Annotated in this window: 14 protein-coding genes and 1 pseudogene; 10 read left to right on the plus strand and 5 right to left on the minus strand. The window is 62.2% G+C overall.

Going from position 1 to position 21,584, the window contains the following annotated elements:
• Window positions 1-59 precede the first annotated feature (59 nt).
• Entirely contained in the window at window positions 60-497 is a 438-nt protein-coding gene (locus ACYU03_RS18480; protein ID WP_461886077.1) for a MarR family transcriptional regulator, read from the minus strand.
• A 116-nt stretch (window positions 498-613) separates the two neighbouring features.
• Window positions 614-2,749, minus strand: a complete 2,136-nt coding sequence (recQ, locus tag ACYU03_RS18485) for a DNA helicase RecQ (RefSeq protein WP_461886078.1) — start codon at window positions 2,747-2,749, stop codon at window positions 614-616.
• 244 nt (window positions 2,750-2,993) lie between these two features.
• Between recQ and ACYU03_RS18490 the strand changes: the two genes are divergently transcribed.
• The 3 genes from ACYU03_RS18490 to ACYU03_RS18500 all read left to right on the plus strand — a co-directional run bounded on the left by ACYU03_RS18490 (window position 2,994) and on the right by ACYU03_RS18500 (window position 5,001).
• A complete protein-coding gene (locus ACYU03_RS18490; protein WP_461886079.1) occupies window positions 2,994-3,581 on the plus strand; it encodes a UPF0149 family protein in 588 nt (195 codons plus the stop codon).
• Between the two features lie 7 nt (window positions 3,582-3,588).
• Complete coding sequence (locus ACYU03_RS18495; RefSeq protein WP_461886080.1) at window positions 3,589-3,954, plus strand: YbaN family protein; 366 nt, start codon at window positions 3,589-3,591, stop codon at window positions 3,952-3,954.
• 132 nt (window positions 3,955-4,086) lie between these two features.
• Window positions 4,087-5,001, plus strand: coding sequence for a LysR substrate-binding domain-containing protein (locus ACYU03_RS18500; RefSeq protein ID WP_461886081.1), 915 nt, complete (start codon window positions 4,087-4,089; stop codon window positions 4,999-5,001).
• Window positions 5,002-5,010: 9 nt separating this feature from the next.
• Here the strand turns inward: ACYU03_RS18500 and ACYU03_RS18505 are convergent, their stop codons facing one another.
• The gene (locus ACYU03_RS18505; RefSeq protein WP_461886082.1) at window positions 5,011-5,370 is read right to left on the minus strand and encodes a cupin domain-containing protein; all 360 of its coding nucleotides are present in this window, start codon (window positions 5,368-5,370) and stop codon (window positions 5,011-5,013) included.
• Window positions 5,367-7,043 carry a BCCT family transporter gene (locus ACYU03_RS18510; RefSeq protein WP_461886083.1) on the minus strand — a complete coding sequence of 559 codons (1,677 nt, stop codon included), beginning with the start codon at window positions 7,041-7,043 and terminating at the stop codon, window positions 5,367-5,369. The genes ACYU03_RS18505 and ACYU03_RS18510 overlap by 4 nt, the downstream gene beginning before the upstream one ends.
• A 317-nt stretch (window positions 7,044-7,360) precedes the next feature.
• Here ACYU03_RS18510 and ACYU03_RS18515 point away from each other — a divergent pair, with 317 nt between their 5' ends.
• From ACYU03_RS18515 to ACYU03_RS18540, 6 genes and pseudogenes are all read left to right on the plus strand, one after another.
• Complete coding sequence (locus ACYU03_RS18515) at window positions 7,361-8,542, plus strand: aromatic ring-hydroxylating oxygenase subunit alpha (RefSeq protein ID WP_461886084.1); 1,182 nt, start codon at window positions 7,361-7,363, stop codon at window positions 8,540-8,542.
• 15 nt (window positions 8,543-8,557) lie between these two features.
• On the plus strand, window positions 8,558-9,997 hold the full coding sequence (locus ACYU03_RS18520; protein WP_461886085.1) for an aldehyde dehydrogenase family protein: 1,440 nt from the start codon (window positions 8,558-8,560) through the stop codon (window positions 9,995-9,997).
• Window positions 9,998-10,009: 12 nt separating this feature from the next.
• Window positions 10,010-10,171: pseudogene (locus tag ACYU03_RS18525) on the plus strand (rubredoxin); the annotation flags it as partial.
• Window positions 10,160-11,407 (plus strand): FAD-dependent oxidoreductase, encoded by a 1,248-nt coding sequence (locus tag ACYU03_RS18530; protein ID WP_461891496.1) that lies wholly within the window; start codon window positions 10,160-10,162, stop codon window positions 11,405-11,407. The pseudogene ACYU03_RS18525 and the gene ACYU03_RS18530, both read left to right, overlap by 12 nt.
• 12 nt (window positions 11,408-11,419) lie before the next feature.
• Window positions 11,420-12,751 (plus strand): NAD(P)/FAD-dependent oxidoreductase, encoded by a 1,332-nt coding sequence (locus tag ACYU03_RS18535; RefSeq protein WP_461886086.1) that lies wholly within the window; start codon window positions 11,420-11,422, stop codon window positions 12,749-12,751.
• Window positions 12,748-13,119: an ethanolamine utilization protein EutQ gene (locus tag ACYU03_RS18540; RefSeq protein WP_461886087.1), complete on the plus strand. Its 372-nt coding sequence runs from the start codon at window positions 12,748-12,750 to the stop codon at window positions 13,117-13,119. The genes ACYU03_RS18535 and ACYU03_RS18540 overlap by 4 nt, the downstream gene beginning before the upstream one ends.
• A gap of 176 nt (window positions 13,120-13,295) precedes the next feature.
• On the opposite strand, the gene ACYU03_RS18545 is transcribed toward ACYU03_RS18540, so the two are convergent.
• The gene (locus ACYU03_RS18545; protein ID WP_461886088.1) at window positions 13,296-19,676 is read right to left on the minus strand and encodes a retention module-containing protein; all 6,381 of its coding nucleotides are present in this window, start codon (window positions 19,674-19,676) and stop codon (window positions 13,296-13,298) included.
• Between the two features lie 518 nt (window positions 19,677-20,194).
• Between ACYU03_RS18545 and ACYU03_RS18550 the strand changes: the two genes are divergently transcribed.
• Window positions 20,195-21,568, plus strand: a complete 1,374-nt coding sequence (locus ACYU03_RS18550; RefSeq protein WP_461886089.1) for a TolC family outer membrane protein — start codon at window positions 20,195-20,197, stop codon at window positions 21,566-21,568.
• Window positions 21,569-21,584 lie beyond the last annotated feature (16 nt).

The raw sequence follows: 21,584 nt of genomic DNA on the forward strand, positions 1-21,584 counted from the left end.
AAGAAAAAGCGGATCAGGCTGTGAGCTCTGATCCGCTTTTCTGCAGCTTATGGCTGAAGTCAGGACTTTTCGAGATTGGCGAGGATCTTTTGATGCACGCGCATGCAGGTTTCCAGGTCGGCTTCGTCGACACCGGTGAACAGCTCGGCGCGCAGGGTGTTGGCGATGGTCTCGATCTGGCTGATCAACGGCTTGGCCGGTGGGCAGAGCAGGATCTTCTTGGCCCGCCGGTCTTCCAGGACCGCCTGGCGCCGTACCAGCCCCTGGGTTTCAAGGCTGTCGAGCAAGCGCGCCAGGGTCGGGCCTTCAACGCCGACGCTCCGGGCCAGCTCGCGCTGGGTCGGGGCCTCATCGAAGCGGGCCAGGTGCAACAGCACCAGCCAGCGGGCCTGGGACAGGTTGAGTCCGGCCAGTCGGCGATCCAACTCGGCACGCCAGCCCCGGGACATCTGGGCCAGCTGCATGCCAAAGAGGTGTTGGTTGTCAGTCAGGGGCATAAGCAACTCAATCAACAGAACTAATTATTAGTCAGCTAATCATGGCCCGACCGAACAGGCAAGACTCAAGTGCCTGACAGCGTTCGATAATCGTCAAAAATGATGACAAAGGTCACTTACAGCTCAAATTCCGCTGCCAAGGCTGCCCGTACGCAGTACAGCACGCCTTCCGGTACTCGCTGGGCGAATTGCTCGGCTATGGCCGACACCGGCGGCAACTCACCTTCGCCGTCGAGAAAGGCATCCTGTACCTCCGCGAGCAGGTCTTCCGGCAGGTCCAGGGCCTGCTCCAGGCTCAGTTCCTGGCGGCCAATGGCCTCGGCCAGCAGGCTGTAGACATTTTTCTCGCTGCAATTGAGCTGGCCGGCGACCTGCGCTGGAGTCATGCCGGCGCGGGCCAGGCTGACCAGTTCGTGGCGCAGGTCGACCACCACCTTCGGCGTATCGCCACCACCTCCCAGGACTTCGAGGAAAGCCTGGCCATAGCGCTCCAGCTTGCGCGCCCCGACACCGCTGACCCGGCCCATCTCGCTGAGGCTGGTCGGCTGGCTGCGCAGCATCTCCAACAGGGTCGAGTCGGGGAAGATCACATAAGGCGGCACGCTGTGCTCCTCGGCCAGCTTGCGCCGCAAGGCACGCAGGGCTTCCCACTGTTCGCGCTCCTCGCCACGCACCAACTGGCTGGCCGGGCTGCCGCCCGAGGAGCCGGCCTTGGCCGTGGTCTGCGGTTTGAGGTCGCGACGCAGTTGCAGGTTGACCTCGCCGCGCAGCAACGGCCGGCAAGTGTCGGACAGGCGCAGGCCGCCATAGCCTTCCAGGTCGATATCCACCAGCCCACGGGCGACCAACTGACGGAACAGCGAACGCCACTCGCCTTCGGCCATCGCCTTGCCGACACCGAACACCGAAAGCTTCTCGTGGCCGAAACTGCGCACCTTCTCGTTGTCGCGCCCCAGCAGCACGTCGACCAAATGACCCACGCCGTAGCGCTGGCCGGTGCGGTACACCGCCGACAATGCCTGGCGCGCGGGCTCGGTGGCGTCCCAGGTCTGCACTTGATCGACACAGTTGTCGCAGTGCCCGCAGGGTTGCTCCAGGGTTTCGTCGAAATAGGCCAGCAGCGCCTGGCGGCGGCAACGGGTTTCCTCACACAGGGCCAGCATCGCGTCGAGCTTGTGTTGTTCGACACGCTTGTGACGCTCATCCCCCTCGGAGTTCTGCAGCATTTGCTTGAGCATCACCATGTCCTGCAGGCCGTAGGCCATCCAGGCATCGGCCGGCAAACCATCACGGCCGGCACGCCCGGTTTCCTGGTAGTACGCCTCCAGCGACTTGGGCAGGTCCAGGTGGGCGACGAAGCGCACGTTCGGCTTGTCGATCCCCATGCCGAAAGCGATGGTCGCGACCATGATCAGCCCTTCCTCATTGAGAAAGCGGCGCTGGTTCGCGGCACGGGTCTCGGCGGCCAGGCCGGCGTGATAGGGCAAAGCGGGAAAACCCTGCTCGCACAGGAAGCTGGCGGTCTCGTCGACCTTCTTGCGCGACAGGCAGTAGACGATGCCGGCGTTACCCCTGCGCTCGCCGAGGAACGCCAGCAACTGCTTGCGTGGCTGCTCCTTGGGCACGATACGGTAGAAGATGTTCGGCCGGTCGAAGCTCGACAGGAAGCGTTCGGCCCCCTGCAGGTGCAAGCGGTTGACGATTTCCTCGCGGGTGCGCATGTCGGCCGTGGCGGTCAGGGCGATGCGCGGCACATGGGGGAACAGTTCGGCCAGTTGGCCAAGCTGCAGGTATTCGGGACGGAAGTCATGGCCCCACTGCGACACACAATGGGCCTCATCGATGGCGAACAAGGCGATATCCAGGGTGCGCAGGAACTCCAGCATACGCGGCTGCACCAAGCGCTCCGGGGCCAGGTAGAGCATCTTCACTTCACCGCGGCGCAGGCGCCCGGCCAGCTCGCGCTGTTGCTCGGTGCTCAGAGTCGAGTTCAGCGAAGCGGCGGCCACGCCCAGTTCGTCGAGTGTGGCGACCTGGTCGTCCATCAGCGCGATCAACGGCGATACCACCACCGCCAGGCCTGGCCGCAACAGCGCCGGCACCTGGAAGCACAGGGACTTGCCGCCCCCAGTGGGCATCAGCACCAGCGCATCGCCACCACTGGCCACGCATTCGATGATCGCCCCCTGGCGTCCACGGAAACTGTCGTAGCCAAAGATGTCCTTGAGGACGCGCTGAGCCTGTTCGAGCATAAACACTCCAAAAATCGCCGTACCATCCTGGAGACAGGCTGGACGAAAAAAACGCCTGCCGTCGCGCAAATGCGTAAACAGCTTTTACCTGAGGCCGGTCAACAGCGCCCCTGGATGAAAAATCGGGGATTATACCCTAGCCCCTCCCCGTACAGGGGGCTCTGCGATAGGCGTGTTCCTTTGCATCGAACCGCCTGCAAGGTGCTAGAATTCATTATCGTTTATTCCCCAAGGTAGCCCTGTAATGTCCTTCGCCGAGCAATTGACCCGCCTGCAAGCCTTCCTCGACGCTGACGAGCTGCACGAAGAAGCGCTGGACTACGTTGCCGCCCATGGCTACCTGACCGCGCTGTCGATCTGTTCCGAGGACGTTCCAGAGCGCGAATGGATCGACGCCCTGTTCGCTGAAGAGCCGCACTACAAGGACGACACCGAACGCCTGGCCATCGAGACTACCCTGGCTCAGCTCAAGGCGCATATCGCCCGCCAACTGGCCAGCGACGAGGAATTCGAACTGCCATGCGACCTCGACCTGGGCGAGGAGCCGGACGACTCCGACCTGCGCGGCTGGTGCATCGGCTTCATGGAAGGCGTGTTCCTGCGTGAAGAGGCCTGGTTCGAGAACGCCGAGGAAGAAGTCAGCGAGATGCTCCTGCCGATCATGGTGGGCTCGGGCCTGTTCGACGAACAACCAGAGTTCGCCGACATCGCGAGCAACGCCAACCTGCAGGACGACATGATCGTGCAGATCCCCGAAGCGCTGACCGCCCTGTACCTGCTGCTGCACGCCCCTGACGAGAAACCGGCACTGCTCAAGCCGCGCCACCACTGAGCCCGGCATGCGCTACCTGCTGCTGGCCATCGGCTGGCTCAGCGTCGCGCTGGGGGTGCTCGGGATCTTCCTGCCGGTGCTGCCGACCACCCCATTCCTGCTCCTGGCGGCTGCCTGCTTCGCCCGCAGCTCACCGCGCTTCCACCACTGGCTGGTCAACCACCCGCGCCTGGGGCCATGGATCCGTGACTACCTGAGCGGCGACGGCATCCCGCTCAGGGGCAAGGTCTACGCCATCGGCCTGATGTGGGCGAGCATCAGCCTGTCCTGCTACCTCGTGCCACTGCCCTGGGCGCGGGCGTTCATGCTGACCAGCGCGGTGCTGGTCACGCTGTATATCCTCAAGCAGAAGACCTTGAAGCGGCCGGGCTGATCGGGCGACGGAACGCCACCGATTTCACTTCCCTTACCCTCCCCCCTTTCGATTACCCTTTCCTCGGTCCGCCCCGTCGGTCGCGGGCCAGACTGCGTGCACACAGACCAATAACAACAGTGATCGAACCTGATGAAACTGCAACCGCTGCCACCGCTCAATAGCCTGGTCGCGTTCGAAGCTGCCGCCCGCCACCTGAGTTTCACCCTGGCGGCAAAGGAGCTGAACGTTACCCAAGGCGCGATCAGCCGCCAGATCCGCGTGCTTGAGGATTACCTCGGCAAAGCACTTTTCGCCCGCACCACCCGGGAAATCAATCTCACCACCACCGGCGGCCAGTACTACGTAACCGTACGCGAATCGCTGCAACAGGTGGCCCACGCCACGGCAGGGATTCGTCACTGGCGCGGCGCCCAGCAAGTGACGGTGATCACCAGCACGGCGATGGCCTCTTTGTGGTTGCTGCCGAAGGTGTCGGTCTTCCAACGAGAGAACGAGGAAATCGACCTGCGGATCATCGCGACGGACCAGATCAGCGATTTTTCACGGCTGGACTGCGACCTGGCGCTGTATTACTGCAGTACTCCCCCCAAGAACGTGCAAGTCACGCCGCTGTTCCGCGAAGAGATATTCCCAGTCTGTAGCCCAGCTTACCTGGCGCAGCATCCCGACCTCAGTGAGCCGGCGCACCTGGGGGATTGCACCTGGTTATGGCTGGAGGATCCGCAAAGCGATTGGATCGGCTGGCAGGAATGGTTCCAGCGCCTGGGTCACCAGGCACCGCAACCCCGGCGGCGAATCAACATCAACAGCTATTCGATGCTGATCCAGTCAGCGCTGGCCGGCCAGGGCATCGCCCTGGCTTGGTCGAACCTGGTCGACAACCATCTGCAGACCGGCGCGCTGGTACGGCCAATGACGGCTCAACTGCACACTGATGCGCAGTTCTGCCTGCTCGAACCCCTGGGGCGGTCAGGTAACCGGCAAAGCGTCAACCGCTTCCGGCAATGGTTGATGGCCCATGTGCCAGAAACAGTCGACGCCTGAGGTCGTCGCTCAGCCAAGGACGGCTGGCGCGGACTCGACGACCAGCAGCACACATCCCTCTGGCGAGTGCAACCAGTGCTCGGAACCTGCGGCATAGACCAGGCTGTCACCCGCCTCGAAGCACCGACCATCGCTGTCTGCGACCTGCCCTTCAAGCACCAAGAGCAACTCCAGCGCCGTATGCCGATGGGGAACCGAGCTGCTGCCCGGTGTCATTTTCATCCAGTAACCGAGCCAACTGGCCGTGCTGGCCAGGGCCGCCCACTGCACGCCCTCAAGCACCTTGCCGTCAATACTCATCGGACGCCACTGGGCCGTGGCCAGTGAGCGATGACGGCGTTCTACATCCAGCTGTTCCAACGGATTCATGCCAGCTCTCTTGTGGATGCCAGCGCCGAGAGGCTGCTCTGGTCCCTGCTTCGACCGTCAATCAAGGTGTCGTTGGCAGTCGGACGTATCAGCAGTTCCTGAGCGGTGCCGACGGTATCGGCGCGCAGGCTACGCAACAGACTGTAGCCCGTCACCAGCAGGTACAAGGCAATGGGCAGACCAACGACAATGCTGGCCATCTGGATCGCTGCCAGTCCGCCGGCCAATAGCAGCCCGGCGGCGATGGCACCTTCGAGGAAACACCAAAGCACGCGTATCCAGTTGGGTGGGTTGATACTGCCCACCGAATTGAGCATGCACAGCACCTGGGTTCCAGCATCCGCCGCAGTAACGAAATGCACAGCCAGGAGCAAGCACACGATCACGCACAGCAGTGCGCCCACAGCCGGCCCGTCGAGACGCTCAAGCAATGTGAACATGGCTGCCGTGGTTTCTTTCTGCGTGGCCTGGAGAATGCTGCCTCCGGTGAAGGGGGCCGCTTCGCTCTGCTCGGCAACCGCTTGCAGGGCATGGGCCTGACGTGCCTGCTGTTCGTCTTTGAGAGCCGCGCCGCCGAACACCGCCATCCACAGGATGGTCACCAAGGTCGGTACCAGCAAGGCACCGACGATCAGCTCACGAATGGTACGGCCACGGGAAATCCGCGCGATGAACAGCCCGACGAAGGGCCCCCAGGTCATCCACCACGGCCAGTAGAAGGCGGTCCAGCTTTTTTGCCACTGGCTGTCTGCCTGTGTGTCGGTCCAGAAGCTCAGGCCAACGATGTGCTGGGCGTAATCACCGGCGGCCTCGAACACGAAGTTGAGGATGTAGCGGGTCGGACCAATCCATAGCACCACCAGCATCAAAGCGAAGGAGAGCCACATGTTCAGCGTCGAAAGCCGTTTCATGCCTCTGGAGACACCCGCTACCAGGGATATCGCTGCGATCACGCTGACCACAGCGATGATCGCCAATTGCAGGCTGATGCTCACTGGCACCTGGAATACCTGGTTCAGTCCGGTGTTGATCTGCACCACGCCCAGCCCCAGTGACTGTGAGACCCCGAACGCGGTGATGGCCACGCCGAGGATATCCACCACGTGCCCGATAGGCCCATAGATACGCTCGCCGATCAGCGGATAGAGGATCGACCGCAGCGCCAGCGGCAAGCCCTTGCAGTAGGCAAAGTACGCCAGGCCCAGGCCAATCATGGTGAAGATCGCCCAAGGGTGCAGGCCCCAGTGGAACAGGGTGAGGCGCATGGCCACGGTGGCCGCCTCGTCGCTGAGCCCTGGTGTGAAGGGATTGCTGGCGTAGTGCAGGACAGGCTCTGCGACCGACCAGAAGATCAGGCCAATGCCCATGCCAGCACTGAACAACATGGCGATCCAGGCACCGAAGCTGAACTCCGGCGTGTCGTTCTCGCGTCCCAGCTTGAGAGTGCCGTAGCGGCTGCTGGCGATCGTCAGCAAAACGACGAGCAGACTGCTGACCAAGGCCAGGTAGAACCATTTGAAGTTGTCGAGAATGGCGTCGGAAGCGGTCTTGAAGACTTGCGCAGCCTGGTCGCCCTTGACTGCGCACAGCAGCACGAAGACAACGACTATCGCGACCGACACCATGGTCACGGTTGGATTGAGGCCCTTGAACAGGCCACTGTTTGCACGCATCGGCTATCTCCCTTGTTGTTGTAGTACAGCGCCGAACGGGGGTTTTTGTTATCTGCAATGCGGAATTGCGCGCCAACAATGAGTGAGCACCCAGGCGGCAACAAACCATTTAATCTCATCAATTGATGAGGAAAACGCATGAGCGGAAAAGCATTATTCCCCGGGGCCATACCAGCAAAAGCCTCTTGGTAATAAATGACTTTTTCTCATTAATAGCGTTTGAAAAATCGTTTGTCGCCCGCCCATCCAGACCGAAAGAATCGTCCCAGCCAAAGGCCGCCAAGGCCGATCAACCGTGCGATCTGGAGACAACAATAATGGGCATCGCCAACCTCATCCCCGTGCACACCCTGGAAACCGTCCTGGCCCCCATCGATCAAGCTCATGGGCTGACCAACGATTTCTATACCGAGCAACGCTATTTCGAGCTGGATCGCGATCAGGTGCTGGGCAAGAACTGGGCCTGTATCGGCTTCGCGACGGATCTGCCCGTCAATGGTTACGTCAAGCCCGTCGACTTCATGGGCCTGCCGTTGTTGATGATGCGCAACCGCGAAGGCCTGGTGCAGGTGTTCCACAATGTCTGCAGCCATCGTGGCGTCAAGCTGGTACAGCAAGCAGGGACCATCCAGGGCATGATCCGCTGCCCCTATCACTCCTGGACCTACGACCTCAACGGCGCCTTGCGCGGTACCCCGCACGTGGGGGGTATCAACCAGCACAAGGACGATCGCTTCGCCTGCGAGAAGCATGGCCTCAAGCCGCTGCGCAGCGCGATCTGGATGGACATGGTGTTCATCAATCTGTCCGGAGATGCGCCTGCCTTGGAAGACGCGCTGGCACCACTGACCGAACGCTGGACTCAGTTCCTTGGCCTCGACGGCATGGGCTCGCTGCGGCGCGAGTCCAACAGCGGCGCCATGGCCATCGAGGTCAAGTGCAACTGGAAACTGGCGGTGGAGAACTACTGCGAAGCCTATCACCTGCCCTGGGTACACCCGAGCCTGAACAGCTATTCGCGTCTGGAAGACCACTACAACATCATGTTCGACCAATTCGCCGGCCAAGGCAGCCATGCCTACAACCTGTCGGATGTGGCTGGCACGCACCTGCCGACCTTCCCCTCCTGGCCGGCCGACCGTATGCGCAACGCCGAATACGTGTCCTTCTTCCCCAACGTGCTGCTTGGCATCCAGGCCGACCACGCCTTCGCGATGATGCTCGAGCCGGTTGCCCCGGGCAAAACCATCGAGCACCTGCGCCTGTTCTATGTCGGCGATGAGGCTCTGGACCCTCGCTACGACGCTGCGCGCAAGGCCGTCATGGAGTCCTGGCGGGTGGTGTTCGCCGAGGACATCGCCTCGGTCGAGGGCATGCAACAAGGACGTAGCTCACCGGGATACAACGGTGGCGCCTTCTCGCCAGAAATGGACCAGCCAACCCATTACTTCCACAAGTGGGCCGCACGCCAGTTGCTCGACAGCGCCACGCAAGCCTGAGCAGGAGAGAATCCGATGAATATCCCACACTGGCTTAACCACATCGACGGACAGTGGATCGACAGCGACCAGCGCCTGACCATCCTCGACCCGGCCAACAACCAACCCGTGGCGACCATGGCCCAGGCCAGCGTTGCCGACGCCGAACGCGCGCTGCTGGCGGCCCGCCGCTGCGCCGACAGCGGTGAACTGACCCAGGTACGGCCCGCCCAGCGAGTGGCCTGGCTGCTGGAGATCGCCCGACAGATTCGCCTTGTGGCTGAGGAAGGCGCGCGCATCTTGTGCGCGGAGAATGGCAAGACCCTGCGTGATGCACAGGACGAATTCATCGAGGCAGCACGTTATTTCGAGTACTACGCCGGCATGGCCGACAAGATCGAAGGCACTTCGATCCCCCTGGGCAACGGCTACATGGACTTTACCGTCTATGACCCAATGGGCGTCTCGCTGCAGATCGTGCCGTGGAACTTCCCCGTCTCCATCTGCGCACGCTCCCTCGCCCCGGCGCTGGCCGCCGGCAACGCAGTGGTGATCAAGTCGCCGGAGCTTTCGCCATTGGGCCTGTGCGTACTGATGCAGGCCATCGAACGCGCTGGACTGCCAAGCGGCGCGGTCAACCTGCTGTGTGGCCGGGGCCGTGAGGTCGGAGCCTACCTGGCGGCACACAAGCAAGTGGACCAGATCGTCTTCACCGGCTCCGTGCCCACCGGCCAGAGCATTCTACGCGCGGCTGCGGACAATGCTGTTCCCAGCGTCATGGAACTGGGTGGCAAGTCGGCAGCGCTGGTGTTCGCCGACGCTGACCGCGAACAACTGCTGGCCAGTGTGCGCAGCGGCATCTTCTTCAATGCTGGGCAAGTCTGTTCGGCGATGTCGCGCCTGTTGGTGCAGCGCTCCATCCACGACCAGGTGGTCGAGCAGGTTGCTGCCTTGGCACGCAGCCTGCGTATCGGCGCCGGCGCCGAAGATGCCGAACTGACGCCGGTGATCTCCTCCGCTCAACTGCAAGGCATCCAGGCCATGTGTCAACGAGCCCAGGAACAGGGTGCTACCGCCGTCGCCGGAGGCGAGGCGGTCGCTGGGTTGCCTGGCAACTTCATGCAGCCGACGGTGTTCAGCGGGGTGACCCCGGACATGGAAATCGCTCGCAGCGAAGTGTTCGGTCCAGTGCTGGCGATCCTGCCATTCGACACTGAGGAAGAAGCTATCGCCCTTGCCAATGGCACCGACTTCGGTCTGGTGGCGGGCGTCTTCACCCAGGACCTCAACCGCGCCCTGCGCTGCTCACGGCGCCTGCGTGCCGGACAAGTGTTCGTCAACGAGTGGTTCGCCGGCGGCATCGAGACGCCCTTCGGTGGCGTAGGCCTGTCCGGCTTCGGTCGTGAGAAGGGCCAGGAAGCGTTGTACAGCTATGTACGCACCAAAAACCTGGCGCTGCGTATCCAAGGCGAGTGAGGGGCGACGATCATGAAAAAATGGCTCTGCATCATTTGTGGGCTGATCTACGACGAAGCCTTGGGCTGGCCTGACGACGGTATCGCGCCGGGCACACGCTGGGAAGATGTGCCACAGGACTGGCTGTGTCCCGACTGCAAGGTCGGCAAGGCTGATTTCGAGATGATCGAAATCAGCGAGCCAGCGACCGCTGTGGCACCTACTGTCGCACTCACTGTAGCCACGCTGCCTCAGCCGACTGCACCCGCGTGCCCGGCCGGTCCGGTGGTGATCATCGGCAGTGGCCATGCCGGCTATGGCCTGGCTCAAGCCTTGCGCAAGCAGGACCCTGAGCTGGAGATACGCGTACTGACGCGCGAATCCGGACATGTCTACTCCAAGCCTTCGCTGTCCATCGCCCTGGCCCAAGGCCGAAACGCCGAAGCCCTGGTCAGCGACAGCCCGCTGGCAATGGAGCAGCGCCTGGGTATCCGTGTATACCCCTATTGCCAGGTCGAGCGCATCGACGCCGACAACCGGCGGCTATACACCAACATCGGCGAAATGGCCTACGGCCAACTGGTGCTGGCCAATGGCGCGGCGCCGATCCGGTTGCCCATCGAGGGGTGCGCAGATGCATTGGTCAGCGTCAACAATCTGGATGACTATCAGACGTTCCGTGCGCAGCTCGAGAATGTACGCCGCATCGCGATCCTGGGTGATGGCCTGATCGGCTGCGAGTTCGCCAACGACCTGGCCAGCAGTGGTTTCGACGTACAAGTCATTGGCCTCGGCGCATGGCCCATGGAGCGCCTGCTGCCACGCCCTGCCGGAATGCACTTGCAACAGGCGCTCAGTGACCTCGGGGTGGGCTGGCACCTGCAGACCACCTTGAGCCGAATCGAGCGCGACGCCGAAGGTTTCGCGCTGACCCTGGCCAACGGTGAACAGTTGAACGCTGATCTGGTGCTCTCGGCGGTCGGGTTGCGGCCCAACCAGGACCTGGCTGCAGCCTGCGGACTGGAGTGCGGGCGCGGGATCAAGGTCGATGAGTACCTGCAAACCTCCAAGGCAGGCCTGTTTGCCTTGGGCGATTGCATCGAGGTCGACGGTCAACTGCTGCCCTATCTTGCACCTATCAATCATGGGATCGAAGCCTTGGCGCAGACACTGGTGGGTAGACCGACACCTGTGCGCTATCCGCTGATGCCGGTCACGGTCAAGACACCTGCCGCCCCGCTTTGCCTACTGGCCGCGCCTGCCGATTGTCCCGGCGCGTGGCACGTCGAGACGACCGACGATGGACTGCATGCCGGATACCACGACGGCGCCGGAGCATTGCGCGGCTTCGTCCTGCTGGGCCGCCAGGCACAACAAAAACGTAGCGCCTGGTTGCAGCGCTGCCAGAACTCTCAAACGCATGCGGCCTGAGTACAAACGACAATGAATAACCACGCGATTCAGTTGCCACACGATGACCCTGATTGCGGCTGGTATGCCGCCTTGCCCCCACCTGCTCCCGCCAGGCGCCTGACAGGCCGGCAGCAGGCCGACTACGCCGTGATCGGGGCGGGTTTCGCCGGCCTCGCTGCCGCCCGCCGCCTGGCCGAGCACCTGCCCCACGCGCGGATCCTGCTGATCGACGCCCAGCGCGTGGGCTATGGCGCCTCAGGACGTAATTCCGGCTTCGTCATCGACCTACCGCACAAGATGGCCCTGGAACACCCTGACCCTGCCCACAAGCAACGCCTGCTAGGCCTGAACCGCGCCGCAATCGCGCAATTGCAAGGCTTGGTCCAGCAACACCGGATCGATTGCCAGTGGTCCCATGCGGGCAAGTACCAAGGTGCCGTCGGACCACGCGGACTGGCCTACCTGCAGCATTTCGAGCGCTTGATGAGCGAACTGGGCGAGCCCTTCCGTTGCGTCGAACGCGACGAGCTGGCAACGGTGCTCGGCACCCGTCACTACAGCCGGGCAATCTTCACCCCCGGCTGCTACCTGATGCAGCCTGCAGCGCTGGTTCGCGGCCTGGGCACTGCGCTGCCGAACAATGTCGAGCTGCTCGAGGAGTCGCCGATCCACCAGTTGCACCGCGATGCCCAGGGTCAATGGTTGCTCCAGGGTGACGAGGGCCAAGTGCGCACACCACGTCTGTTGCTGGCGACCAGTATCTTCACCCAGGAATTCGGCTACCTGCGCAACCGCCTGTTACCGGTGATGACCTTCGCCAGTTGGACCCGCCCGCTGACCCAGGAGGAAATGGACGCCACCGGTATCCAACCGGACTGGGGCCTGACCCCCGCCGACCATGCAGGCACCACAGTACGCATGACCCAAGACCGCCGACTGATTATCCGCAATACCTACAAACACGTACCGAGGTATGGCAACAGCGTCAATGAGGCCACTCGCCAGCGCATTCGCACATCGCATCAAAAGGTCCTGCTGGCCCGCTATCCGCAATTGGCCCATGTGCCCTTCACTCACACTTGGGGTGGTGCCTACGCGATCTCGCGCAACTTCACCAACTACTTTGGCGAACTGGAAAGCGGCGTGTTCTCGACCGCCTGCGACAACGGTGTGGGGGCGGCCTGGGGCACCATCTCCGGCAGCCTGCTGGCAGACATGGCGGTTGGCGCCGATTCGCAGCACTTGCAAGACATTCGCGCGGTGACCGGCATGCCCTCGCTCAACCCGCCGGAGCCATTGCTCGGCCTGGGCGTACGTACACGGATCCGCTGGGCGGCCTGGAACAGCAGGAGTGAGCTATGACGCACACGCTCAGCAGCAAGGGGCCAGTCCGGCTGGTCGATCATCGCGACCTGGATTTCAACCATCGCGGAGGACCTCCCGGGCAAGCCTCGGTCGCACGCGCCTTGAGCAACGAAGTGTCGCCCCACCTGGGGGTCGGCTTCGCCCGCTGGGAAGGCGCCGAAGTAGCCTGGACCCTCTTGTATGACGAAGTCATCTTCGTGATCGAAGGTTGTTTCGAACTCAAAGCCAATGGCCAGCTATACCAGGTCGAACCTGGGCAGATGCTATGGATTCCCGAAGGCACAGAGCTTGTGTATGGCGGGCACGCCTTGTTCGGCTACGTGGTGCACCCGGGAGACTGGAAACAACGCCACGGGCTCGAGTAACCGCCAGTAGCACAGGCGTGCACTACCCTCATCCACGAAAAACCCGAGCCATGCGATCAATGCCAGTCAGTTAAGGCCAACAGGGCTGCTATGCGGCCCAATCGCAGGCTTCGCCAGCTCCCCACAGGTACCCGTGTAGGAGCCTACGCCGGCCGCATGATTTACCGCGCCACCCGTCACACCGTATCCACCTTCAATGAATGATCATTGAGCATGCCATTGATGATGGTCGCCGTATCCTGCCCCGCAGAAATCAGCCCCCCGGCACCGGCTGTCACCCCATAGTGCTGCGCCAGGTCGATACCCGCCAGATCGATGGTCTGGGTCGGTGCGGACCCTGCCACCGCGCTGACCTCGATGGTCGAGACCACGTTGACGCCATTGTCGGTGACCTTGAAGTGCAGATAGTCATCCAGCGATGCGCTCGTGGCGTTTTCGCCCTGGAGCAGTTGCGACAGATCCAGGCGGTCGCTCCCTAGTGTGAAATCGGTGACCAGGTCGTGTCCGCTATTGCCCTGCTGCCAGACGAAGGTGTCGTTGCCACTGCCGCCGGTCAGGGTGTTGTTGCCTGGGCCACCGATCAGGATGTCATTGCCGCCTCCACCATTGAGAATGTCATTGCCCAACCCGCCGTTGAGCAGGTTGTCGCCGCCATTGCCAATCAGGGTATCGTCGTAGTTGGAGCCAATCAGGTTCTCGATGCCTGTCAGGGTATCGGTACCGGCGCCCCCCGTGTTCTGCGGGCCAACAGTGTTGAGGTTGACCGTCACGCCACTGGTGGCCGAAGCGTAGCTGGCGGTGTCGATGCCCGCGCCGCCATCGAGCAGGTCGTTGCCAGCACCACCGATCAGCAGATCGTCCCCCTCGCCACCATATAGGCTGTCATCTCCATCGCCGCCGATCAGCACGTCATGGCCAACGCCCCCTTCGAGGGTATCGTCGCCAGCACCCGCCAACAGCACATCGTCGCCTGCAGTACCGTTGAGGGTACCAGCAGCCTGGAGGTTGGTGCTGCCATTGCCGGAGCCAGCACCGACGTGGCTGTCACGGACGCCGTAGCTGCCGTTATCGACCTCGCTCGCGGCGTTGGCGTAGTTGATCGACATGCTCAAGTTGTAACTCTCCGGGGCGTTGTCGCCGGAACTGTCGCTGACGTTGATCAGGTGGATGCTGTAAAGCCCGTCATGGCTGGCGGTGAAGCTGCCGCCCTCAGCGATGCCCTGGTAGGTGCCGGTCGCGCTCTTCCACTCCATGACCATATTGCCGTCAAGACGGTTGTGATCCAGGGTCAGGGTCTCGCCCTTGCGCAAGGCGACTGTCAGCACATCATCATGGGCGTTGCTGTTGCTCACCGCCCCCAGGTAGCCAGCGACGAACAGGGCCGCGCTCATCGAGCCGGAAACCCCGACGAACGCGCTGCGTGGCAGGTCCTTGAACGGATTGACACTGTTACTGCCGGTCCCGTTGAAAGCCACTGTCGGTACCGGGCCACCTACCGTGAAACCCGCTCCATTTTCCGCAAACAGGGTGTCGAATGTGATGGGCTCGGCACTGAGCCGGCCGCTGTCCCTACCGGCGCTCAACGAACAGTCTTTCACATTGATGGTGATGGTCGTGGTGCTCTCATCGCCGTCGGCATCGCGGATGGTATAGACAAATACGTCGGTGGCACCGGCATGGGAGACGCTGTCGGGATTCGCGTGATAAACCGCATTGCCCTGGGCATCCAGGGTCAGGTAGCCATACTGGCCAATGACCTGGGTGTTGAGTGAACCGATGGCCGAGGTCGAGGTGTCCGAACCGGCGCGCACGCCGACCACCACGTTGCCGTTGCTCGGCACGTCGGCGCCGATGATGTCGTTGTCCAGCACGTTGCCGCTGACGGTTCCGCCCTCCACCACCGTCGCCACATCGCAATGGGCCTTCGGTACGTCGTCGACGATGTTGATGACGATGGTGCTGGTGGTGGAGTTGCCCAGCGAGTCAGTAGCTTTGTAGGTGAAGCTCTCGGCCTGGCTGTCGCCTGGGGTTTTCGGCGCAGAGGTCAGGGTGTAGGTGTAGGTGCCGTCGGCATTGAGCTGGATCTGACCATACTGGCCCGTGGCGTTGCCGACCAGGCTGTAGGTCAATGCACCGACACCACCGGTGACCGAGCCGACCAAGGTGCCGGAAGCGGTTTCGCCGGTCGAGCTCGGATCGCTGCCGGTCACGTTGCCAGCCGCCAGGTCGTTGCCGTCCTGGCACAGGTCCAGGGCTTTTTCGTAGACGGTGATGTCGCAGTCCGGTCCGGCGACCAACGAGCAGTCCTTGACGTTGATGGTGATGGTCGTGGTGCTCTCATCGCCGTCGGCATCGCGGATGGTATAGACAAATACGTCGGTGGCGCCGGCATGGGAGACGCTGTCGGGGTTGGCGTGATAGACCGCGTTGCCCTGGGCATCCAGGGTCAGGTAGCCATACTGGCCAATGACCTGGGTATTGAGCGAACCGATGGCCGAGGTCGAGGTGTCCGAACCGGCGCGCACGCCGACCACCACGTTGCCGTTGCTCGGCACGTCGGCGCCGATGATGTCGTTGTCCAGTACATTGCCGCTGACGGTTCCGCCCTCCACCACCGTCGCCACATCGCAATGGGCCTTCGGTACGTCGTCGACGATGTTGATGACGATGGTGCTGGTGGTGGAGTTGCCCAATGAGTCCTTGACCAGGTAGGTGAAACTCTCGGTCAGGGTGTTGGCACCATCGTTGGCACCGCCTGGGGTTTTCGGCGCAGAAGTCAGGGTATAGGTGTAGGTGCCGTCAGCATTGAGCTGGAGTTGTCCGTACTGGCCCGTGGCGTTGCCAACCAGGCTGTAGGTCAATGCACCGACACCACCGGTGACCGAGCCGACCAAGGTGCCGGAGGCGGTTTCGCCGGTCGAGTTCGGATCGCTGCCAGTCACGTTGCCAGCCGCCAGGTCGTCGCCGTCCTGGTACAGGTCCAAGGCTTTTTCGTAGACGGTGACGTCGCTGTCCTGGCCTGCGATCAACGAACAGTCTTTTACGTTGATGGTGATGGTCGTGGTGCTCTCATCGCCGTCAGCATCGCGGATGGTATAGACAAATACGTCGGTGGCGCCGGCATGGGAGACGCTGTCGGGGTTGGCGTGGTAGACCGCATTGCCCTGGGCATCCAGGGTCAGGTAGCCATACTGGCCAATGACCTGGGTGTTGAGCGAACCGATGGCCGAGGTCGAGGTGTCCGAACCGGCGCGCACGCCGACCACCACGTTGCCGTTGCTCGGCACGTCGGCACCGATGATGTCGTTGTCCAGCACATTGCCGCTGACAGTTCCGCCTTCGACGACTGTCGCCACATCGGAATAGGCCTTCGGTACGTCGTCGACGATGTTGATGACGATGGTGCTGGTGGTCGAGTTGCCCAATGAGTCCTTGACCAGGTAGGTGAAACTCTCGGTCAGGGTGTTGGCACCATCGTTGGCACTGCCTGGGGTCTTCGGCGCAGAAGTCAGGGTGTAAGTGTAGGTGCCGTCGGCATTGAGCTGGAGTTGTCCGTACTGGCCCGTGGCGTTGCCAACCAGGCTGTAGGTCAATGCACCGACACCACCGGTGACCGAACCGACCAGGGTCCCGGAGGCGGTTTCGCCGGTCGAGCTCGGATCGCTGCCGGTCACGTTGCCAGCCGCCAGGTCGTTGCCGTCCTGGTACAGGTCCAGGGCTTTTTCGTAGACGGTGACGTCGCTGTCCTGGCCTGCGATCAACGAACAGTCCTTGACGTTGATCGTGATGGTCGTGGTGCTCTCATCGCCGTCCGTATCACGGATGGTGTAGACGAATACATCGATGGCCCCCGGGGGTGCCACGGCGTTCGGGTTGGCCTGATAGACCGCGTTGCCCGCCGCATCGATCGTCAAGGTGCCGTATAACCCAGCGATGCCAGTGTTCAGCGAACCAATGGCCGAGGTCGAGGTATCGGAGCCAGCACGGGCCCCCACCACGACATTACTGGTACCGGCCTGATCTGCCCCGAGCACATCGTTGTAAAGGACGTTACCGCTGACCGTACCCCCCTCGACCACAGTGGCTTCGTCGGCATACGCCTGGGGCACGTCATCGACAATATTGACGTCAAGACTGCCACTGGCACTGCTGCCATCAGTATCAGTGGCAACCACATTGAAGCTTTCGCCCAGGCTGTTGGCGCCATTGGCATTGGGGTGCGTTTCGTTATCGGTCAAGGTGTAGCTGTAGCTCACCACACCTGTGGTCGCGTTGTAGCCGGTGATGGTCAGGGTATTGCCCAGCGCTGTGGTAACGGATTGCGGGAAGCCTGCCGCCACACCGCCGCTGACCACCGTGATACCGCCAACCGTCAAGGTCTGCAGGCCATCCGGCGCGGTGACCGTGAAGGTGCCGTTCTGGGTCAAGGCCGGCAGATCGGGGCTGCTGCCATCGCCCAGGTGCTTCTCGTAGACGGTCAGCTCACCGCCCTTCACATCCAGGCCATCAAGGGTCACCGGATCGTCGAGGTTGCTGATGTTCAGCGTCAGTGTCGCGGTGCTGGTATCGCCATCGGCGTCCTTCAGGGTGTAGGTGAAATGCTCCACCCCACTGCCGCCACCGTGCAGGTTCTTGAAGTCCGGATCGTTGGTGTTGAGGGTGTAGGTGTAGGACCCGTCGGCCGCCAGGACCAGGGTGCCGTATGTACCGACGAAGGTTCCTGCCGTGATCGGGCCGGTGGGCACACGGTCGGCGCCTTGTACGTCATTGCTCAGGACATTGCCGGTCAACGTCAGTTGCTGCTCGGTGGCCGTGACGGCATTGGTGTCATCCACAGCCTTGGGCACGTCGTCGACAATGTTGACGTCAAGACTGCCACTGGCACTGCTGCCATCAGTATCAGTGGCAACCACATTGAAGCTTTCGCCCAGGCTGTTGGCGCCATTGGCATTGGGGTGCGTTTCGTTATCGGTCAAGGTGTAGCTGTAGCTCACCACACCTGTGGTCGCGTTGTAGCCGGTGATGGTCAGGGTATTGCCCAGCGCTGTGGTAACGGATTGCGGGAAGCCTGCCGCCACACCGCCGCTGACCACCGTGATACCGCCAACCGTCAAGGTCTGCAGGCCATCCGGCGCGGTGACCGTGAAGGTGCCGTTCTGGGTCAAGGCCGGCAGATCGGGGCTGCTGCCATCGCCCAGGTGCTTCTCGTAGACGGTCAGCTCACCGCCCTTCACATCCAGGCCATCAAGGGTCACCGGATCGTCGAGGTTGCTGATGTTCAGCGTCAGTGTCGCGGTGCTGGTATCGCCATCGGCGTCCTTCAGGGTGTAGGTGAAATGCTCCACCCCACTGCCGCCACCGTGCAGGTTCTTGAAGTCCGGATCGTTGGTGTTGAGGGTGTAGGTGTAGGACCCGTCGGCCGCCAGGACCAGGGTGCCGTAAGTACCGACGAAGGTCCCTGCCGTGATCGGGCCGGTGGGCACACGGTCGGCGCCCTGTACGTCGTTGGCCAAGACATTGCCGGTCAACGTCAGTTGCTGCTCGGTGGCCGTGACGGCATTGGTGTCATCCACAGCCTTAGGCACATCGTCGATGATGATGACATCCAACGTACCGCTGGCCACATCACCGTCCCTGTCGCTGACCTGGACAGCAAAGTGCTCGGCCAACTCGTTGGTTCCGCCGGCTGTCGCGTGCGCCTGGGTGCCGGTCAGGGTGTAGCTGTAGCTGACCACCCCGGTATCCGCATCGTAACCGGTGATGGTCAGAATATTGCCAAGCCCAGTGGTGATGGATTGCCCCACCCCGGTAACGACCCCGCCGGTGACCACATTGATGCCGCCGACGTTCAGGTTGAATACCCCGTCAGGAGCCACGACCGTGAAGGTGCCTACTTGAGTCAGGGCCGCCGGATCACTGGCTGAGCCCTGGGCCAGGTTGGCTTCGTTGAGAATCAGCTCGGCGGGCGCGACTTCCAACCCCTGCAAGCTGACTGGGTGATCCACTGTCGGCGGAGACACAGACACACCCTCGCTGCCGCTGCCGTTGCCCGGCACGCCCAGGTAACGGTTCGCCAGTTCAGGGATGCCATTGAAGCCTGCAGTGGGAAAGCCGATCACGGGATCGACGCGGGCAGCCACCTCGGTCAACAGCACAAAGCTGTGGCCTCCCCCCAAGGCTCCCGGCGCACCGCCATCGCCAGGCCCAGCTGCCGGCGCCTCGCCTGCTTCGGTCGGGTCGGCACCTGCGGCGATGGCTTGCTGCAAGCGCTCGACATCGGTGAGCTGAGCCTCGCTCGGGGTCACCGTGTCCGTTGTCTGCACATGTCCAGCGCGGTTGGCGAGCAGGTCAGGCGTCATTTCCAAGCTACTGCCACGCCCCAGGGTCAATTCGGCGCCGTTGTGCAAGCGCACGGCCACGGCTCCCGCGGCTCCCGTCTCCAGTTGCTCGCCGACAAACAGGCGGTCGCCTTCGACCACCAGGCGACGAGTGCCGTCGCCACCCACTGCAAACACCTGGCCGACCACCTTGCTGACCACACCGACTGACTTAGCCATGAGCGCACGCCTCCACTGCCAAAGTGTTTTTCGCAGGTCAAAGCGCGCAGGCTGTTGCGTGAACCACTCGATGCAGGCGCATCGAAGCGATTACCCCGGTTACCTGGCGGGAAGCGCGGATTTCAACGAAATCAAAGCCTTTCCCGGTGATCCCCGGAGAACGCGGCAAAGCGTAATGGCCTTCTGGGACTATGCCAAAAAAATGTCGCCAAATTTCGCTTCGCCTCCATCCCCTCCGCTACATCCGTGCCCTATGCTGCAAAAAAGCTGGAACTTTCTTCGATGCCCGAGAAATCGCACCCTAGCGCCATTTCCACGGACGACTTGCATAGAACAATGTCCCGGATTTCTTGGAGCGCATAAGTTTTTTTCAGCATAAGAATTATGAAAAAATCTTCTTAGCTGGCCCGCTAAATGTTCTTAGCTCTGTTGTTACAAACATGAAACGGTTTGACCCTCAATTTTCGTCATTTTTTTGGCGATCGAGGATCTTATTAGAGACCAGGGAGAAGTACTCCATGCGCGTTTTGACCCCCATCACCAGTGCGATTCTATTGGCCATGGCCTGCGCTAATGCCCAGGCGATGTCGATTGCGGAGGCCGTTCAGAGCGCCGTGGACCAGCATCCGGAAATCCATGCCAGCCGCAACAGCCGCCTCTCGGCCGATGAGGATGTGAAGTTCGCCCGCGGAGGATACTTTCCCACCGTGGACCTGTTGGCCGGCTACGGACGGCAACGTTCGGATAACACCAACACCCGGGGCTTCAACGCCGACGGCACGCGCAACCACAACACCGAAACCCTGAACTACACCCAGTCGGAACTGCGCCTGCGGCAGATGCTGTTCGATGGTTTCAACACCCCGAACGAGGTGGGCCGCACCGAAGCGGTGGTGAACTCCCGCGCCTACTACACCCAGGCCACAGCCGAGAGCGTGGCCCTGCGCGCCATCGAGGTGTATCTGGAGGTGCTCAAGCGCCGTGAGCTGGTGACCCTGGCCAAAAACAACCTGCAGGCGCACTTGCGGGTCAACGATCAGATCAGCCTGCGCAGCGAGCGTGGTGTCGGCAGCACTGCCGACCTCGACCAGTCCCGCGCCCGTCGGGCCCTGGCGGAGAACAATCTGGACACCGCCGAAGTCGACCTGGCCGACGCCGAAGCCAATTTCTTCAGCGTGGTCGGGCGCATGCCGGACGAGCTGGAAACCCCCGTGACCATCAAGGGCGAAATGCCAACCAACCTCGGCGATGCACGCCAGGGCATGCTGGAGAACAACCCCTACCTGAAGTCGGCCCAGGCCGATGTACAGGCCGCCGAGCAGCAGTACGAAGTGGCCAAGTCCCCCTTCTACCCGCGCCTGGACGCTGTGCTGGCGACTGGCGCCAACAACAACACGGCCGGCCAGCGCGGCCACGACAACAACGACTGGCAGGCCGGCGTCGAGTTCAGCTACAACCTGTTCCGTGGCGGCAGCGACAAGGCGCGCCTGCAGTCCGATGCGCACAAGATCAACCAGGCCATAGACATCCGCAACAATGCCCTGCGGACCCTCAACGAGAACCTCAGCCTGGCCTGGAACGCCATGACCAATGCACGCAAGCAAACCCCGACCGCGCGTGAATACGCCGAGACCACCAGCCGCGTGCGGGCGGCCTACCAGGATCAGTTCGGTCTTGGCCAGCGGACCCTGCTCGACGTACTCGACAGCGAGAACGAGCTGTACAACGCCAACCGTCGCTACACCGAAGTGCGTTACACCGAAGAGTTCTCCATGTACCGGGTCCTGGCCAACATGGGCGCATTGCTGAGCAAGCAACGCATTTCTCTGCCACCGGAGGCCATCGCCAAGAGCGAAGTGCGCAGTGAAGCGCGGTTACCCGACATGCGTTGACCCCCTTCCCTGCGGC

The sequence above is a fragment of the Pseudomonas sp. X10 genome, from assembly GCF_054889225.1.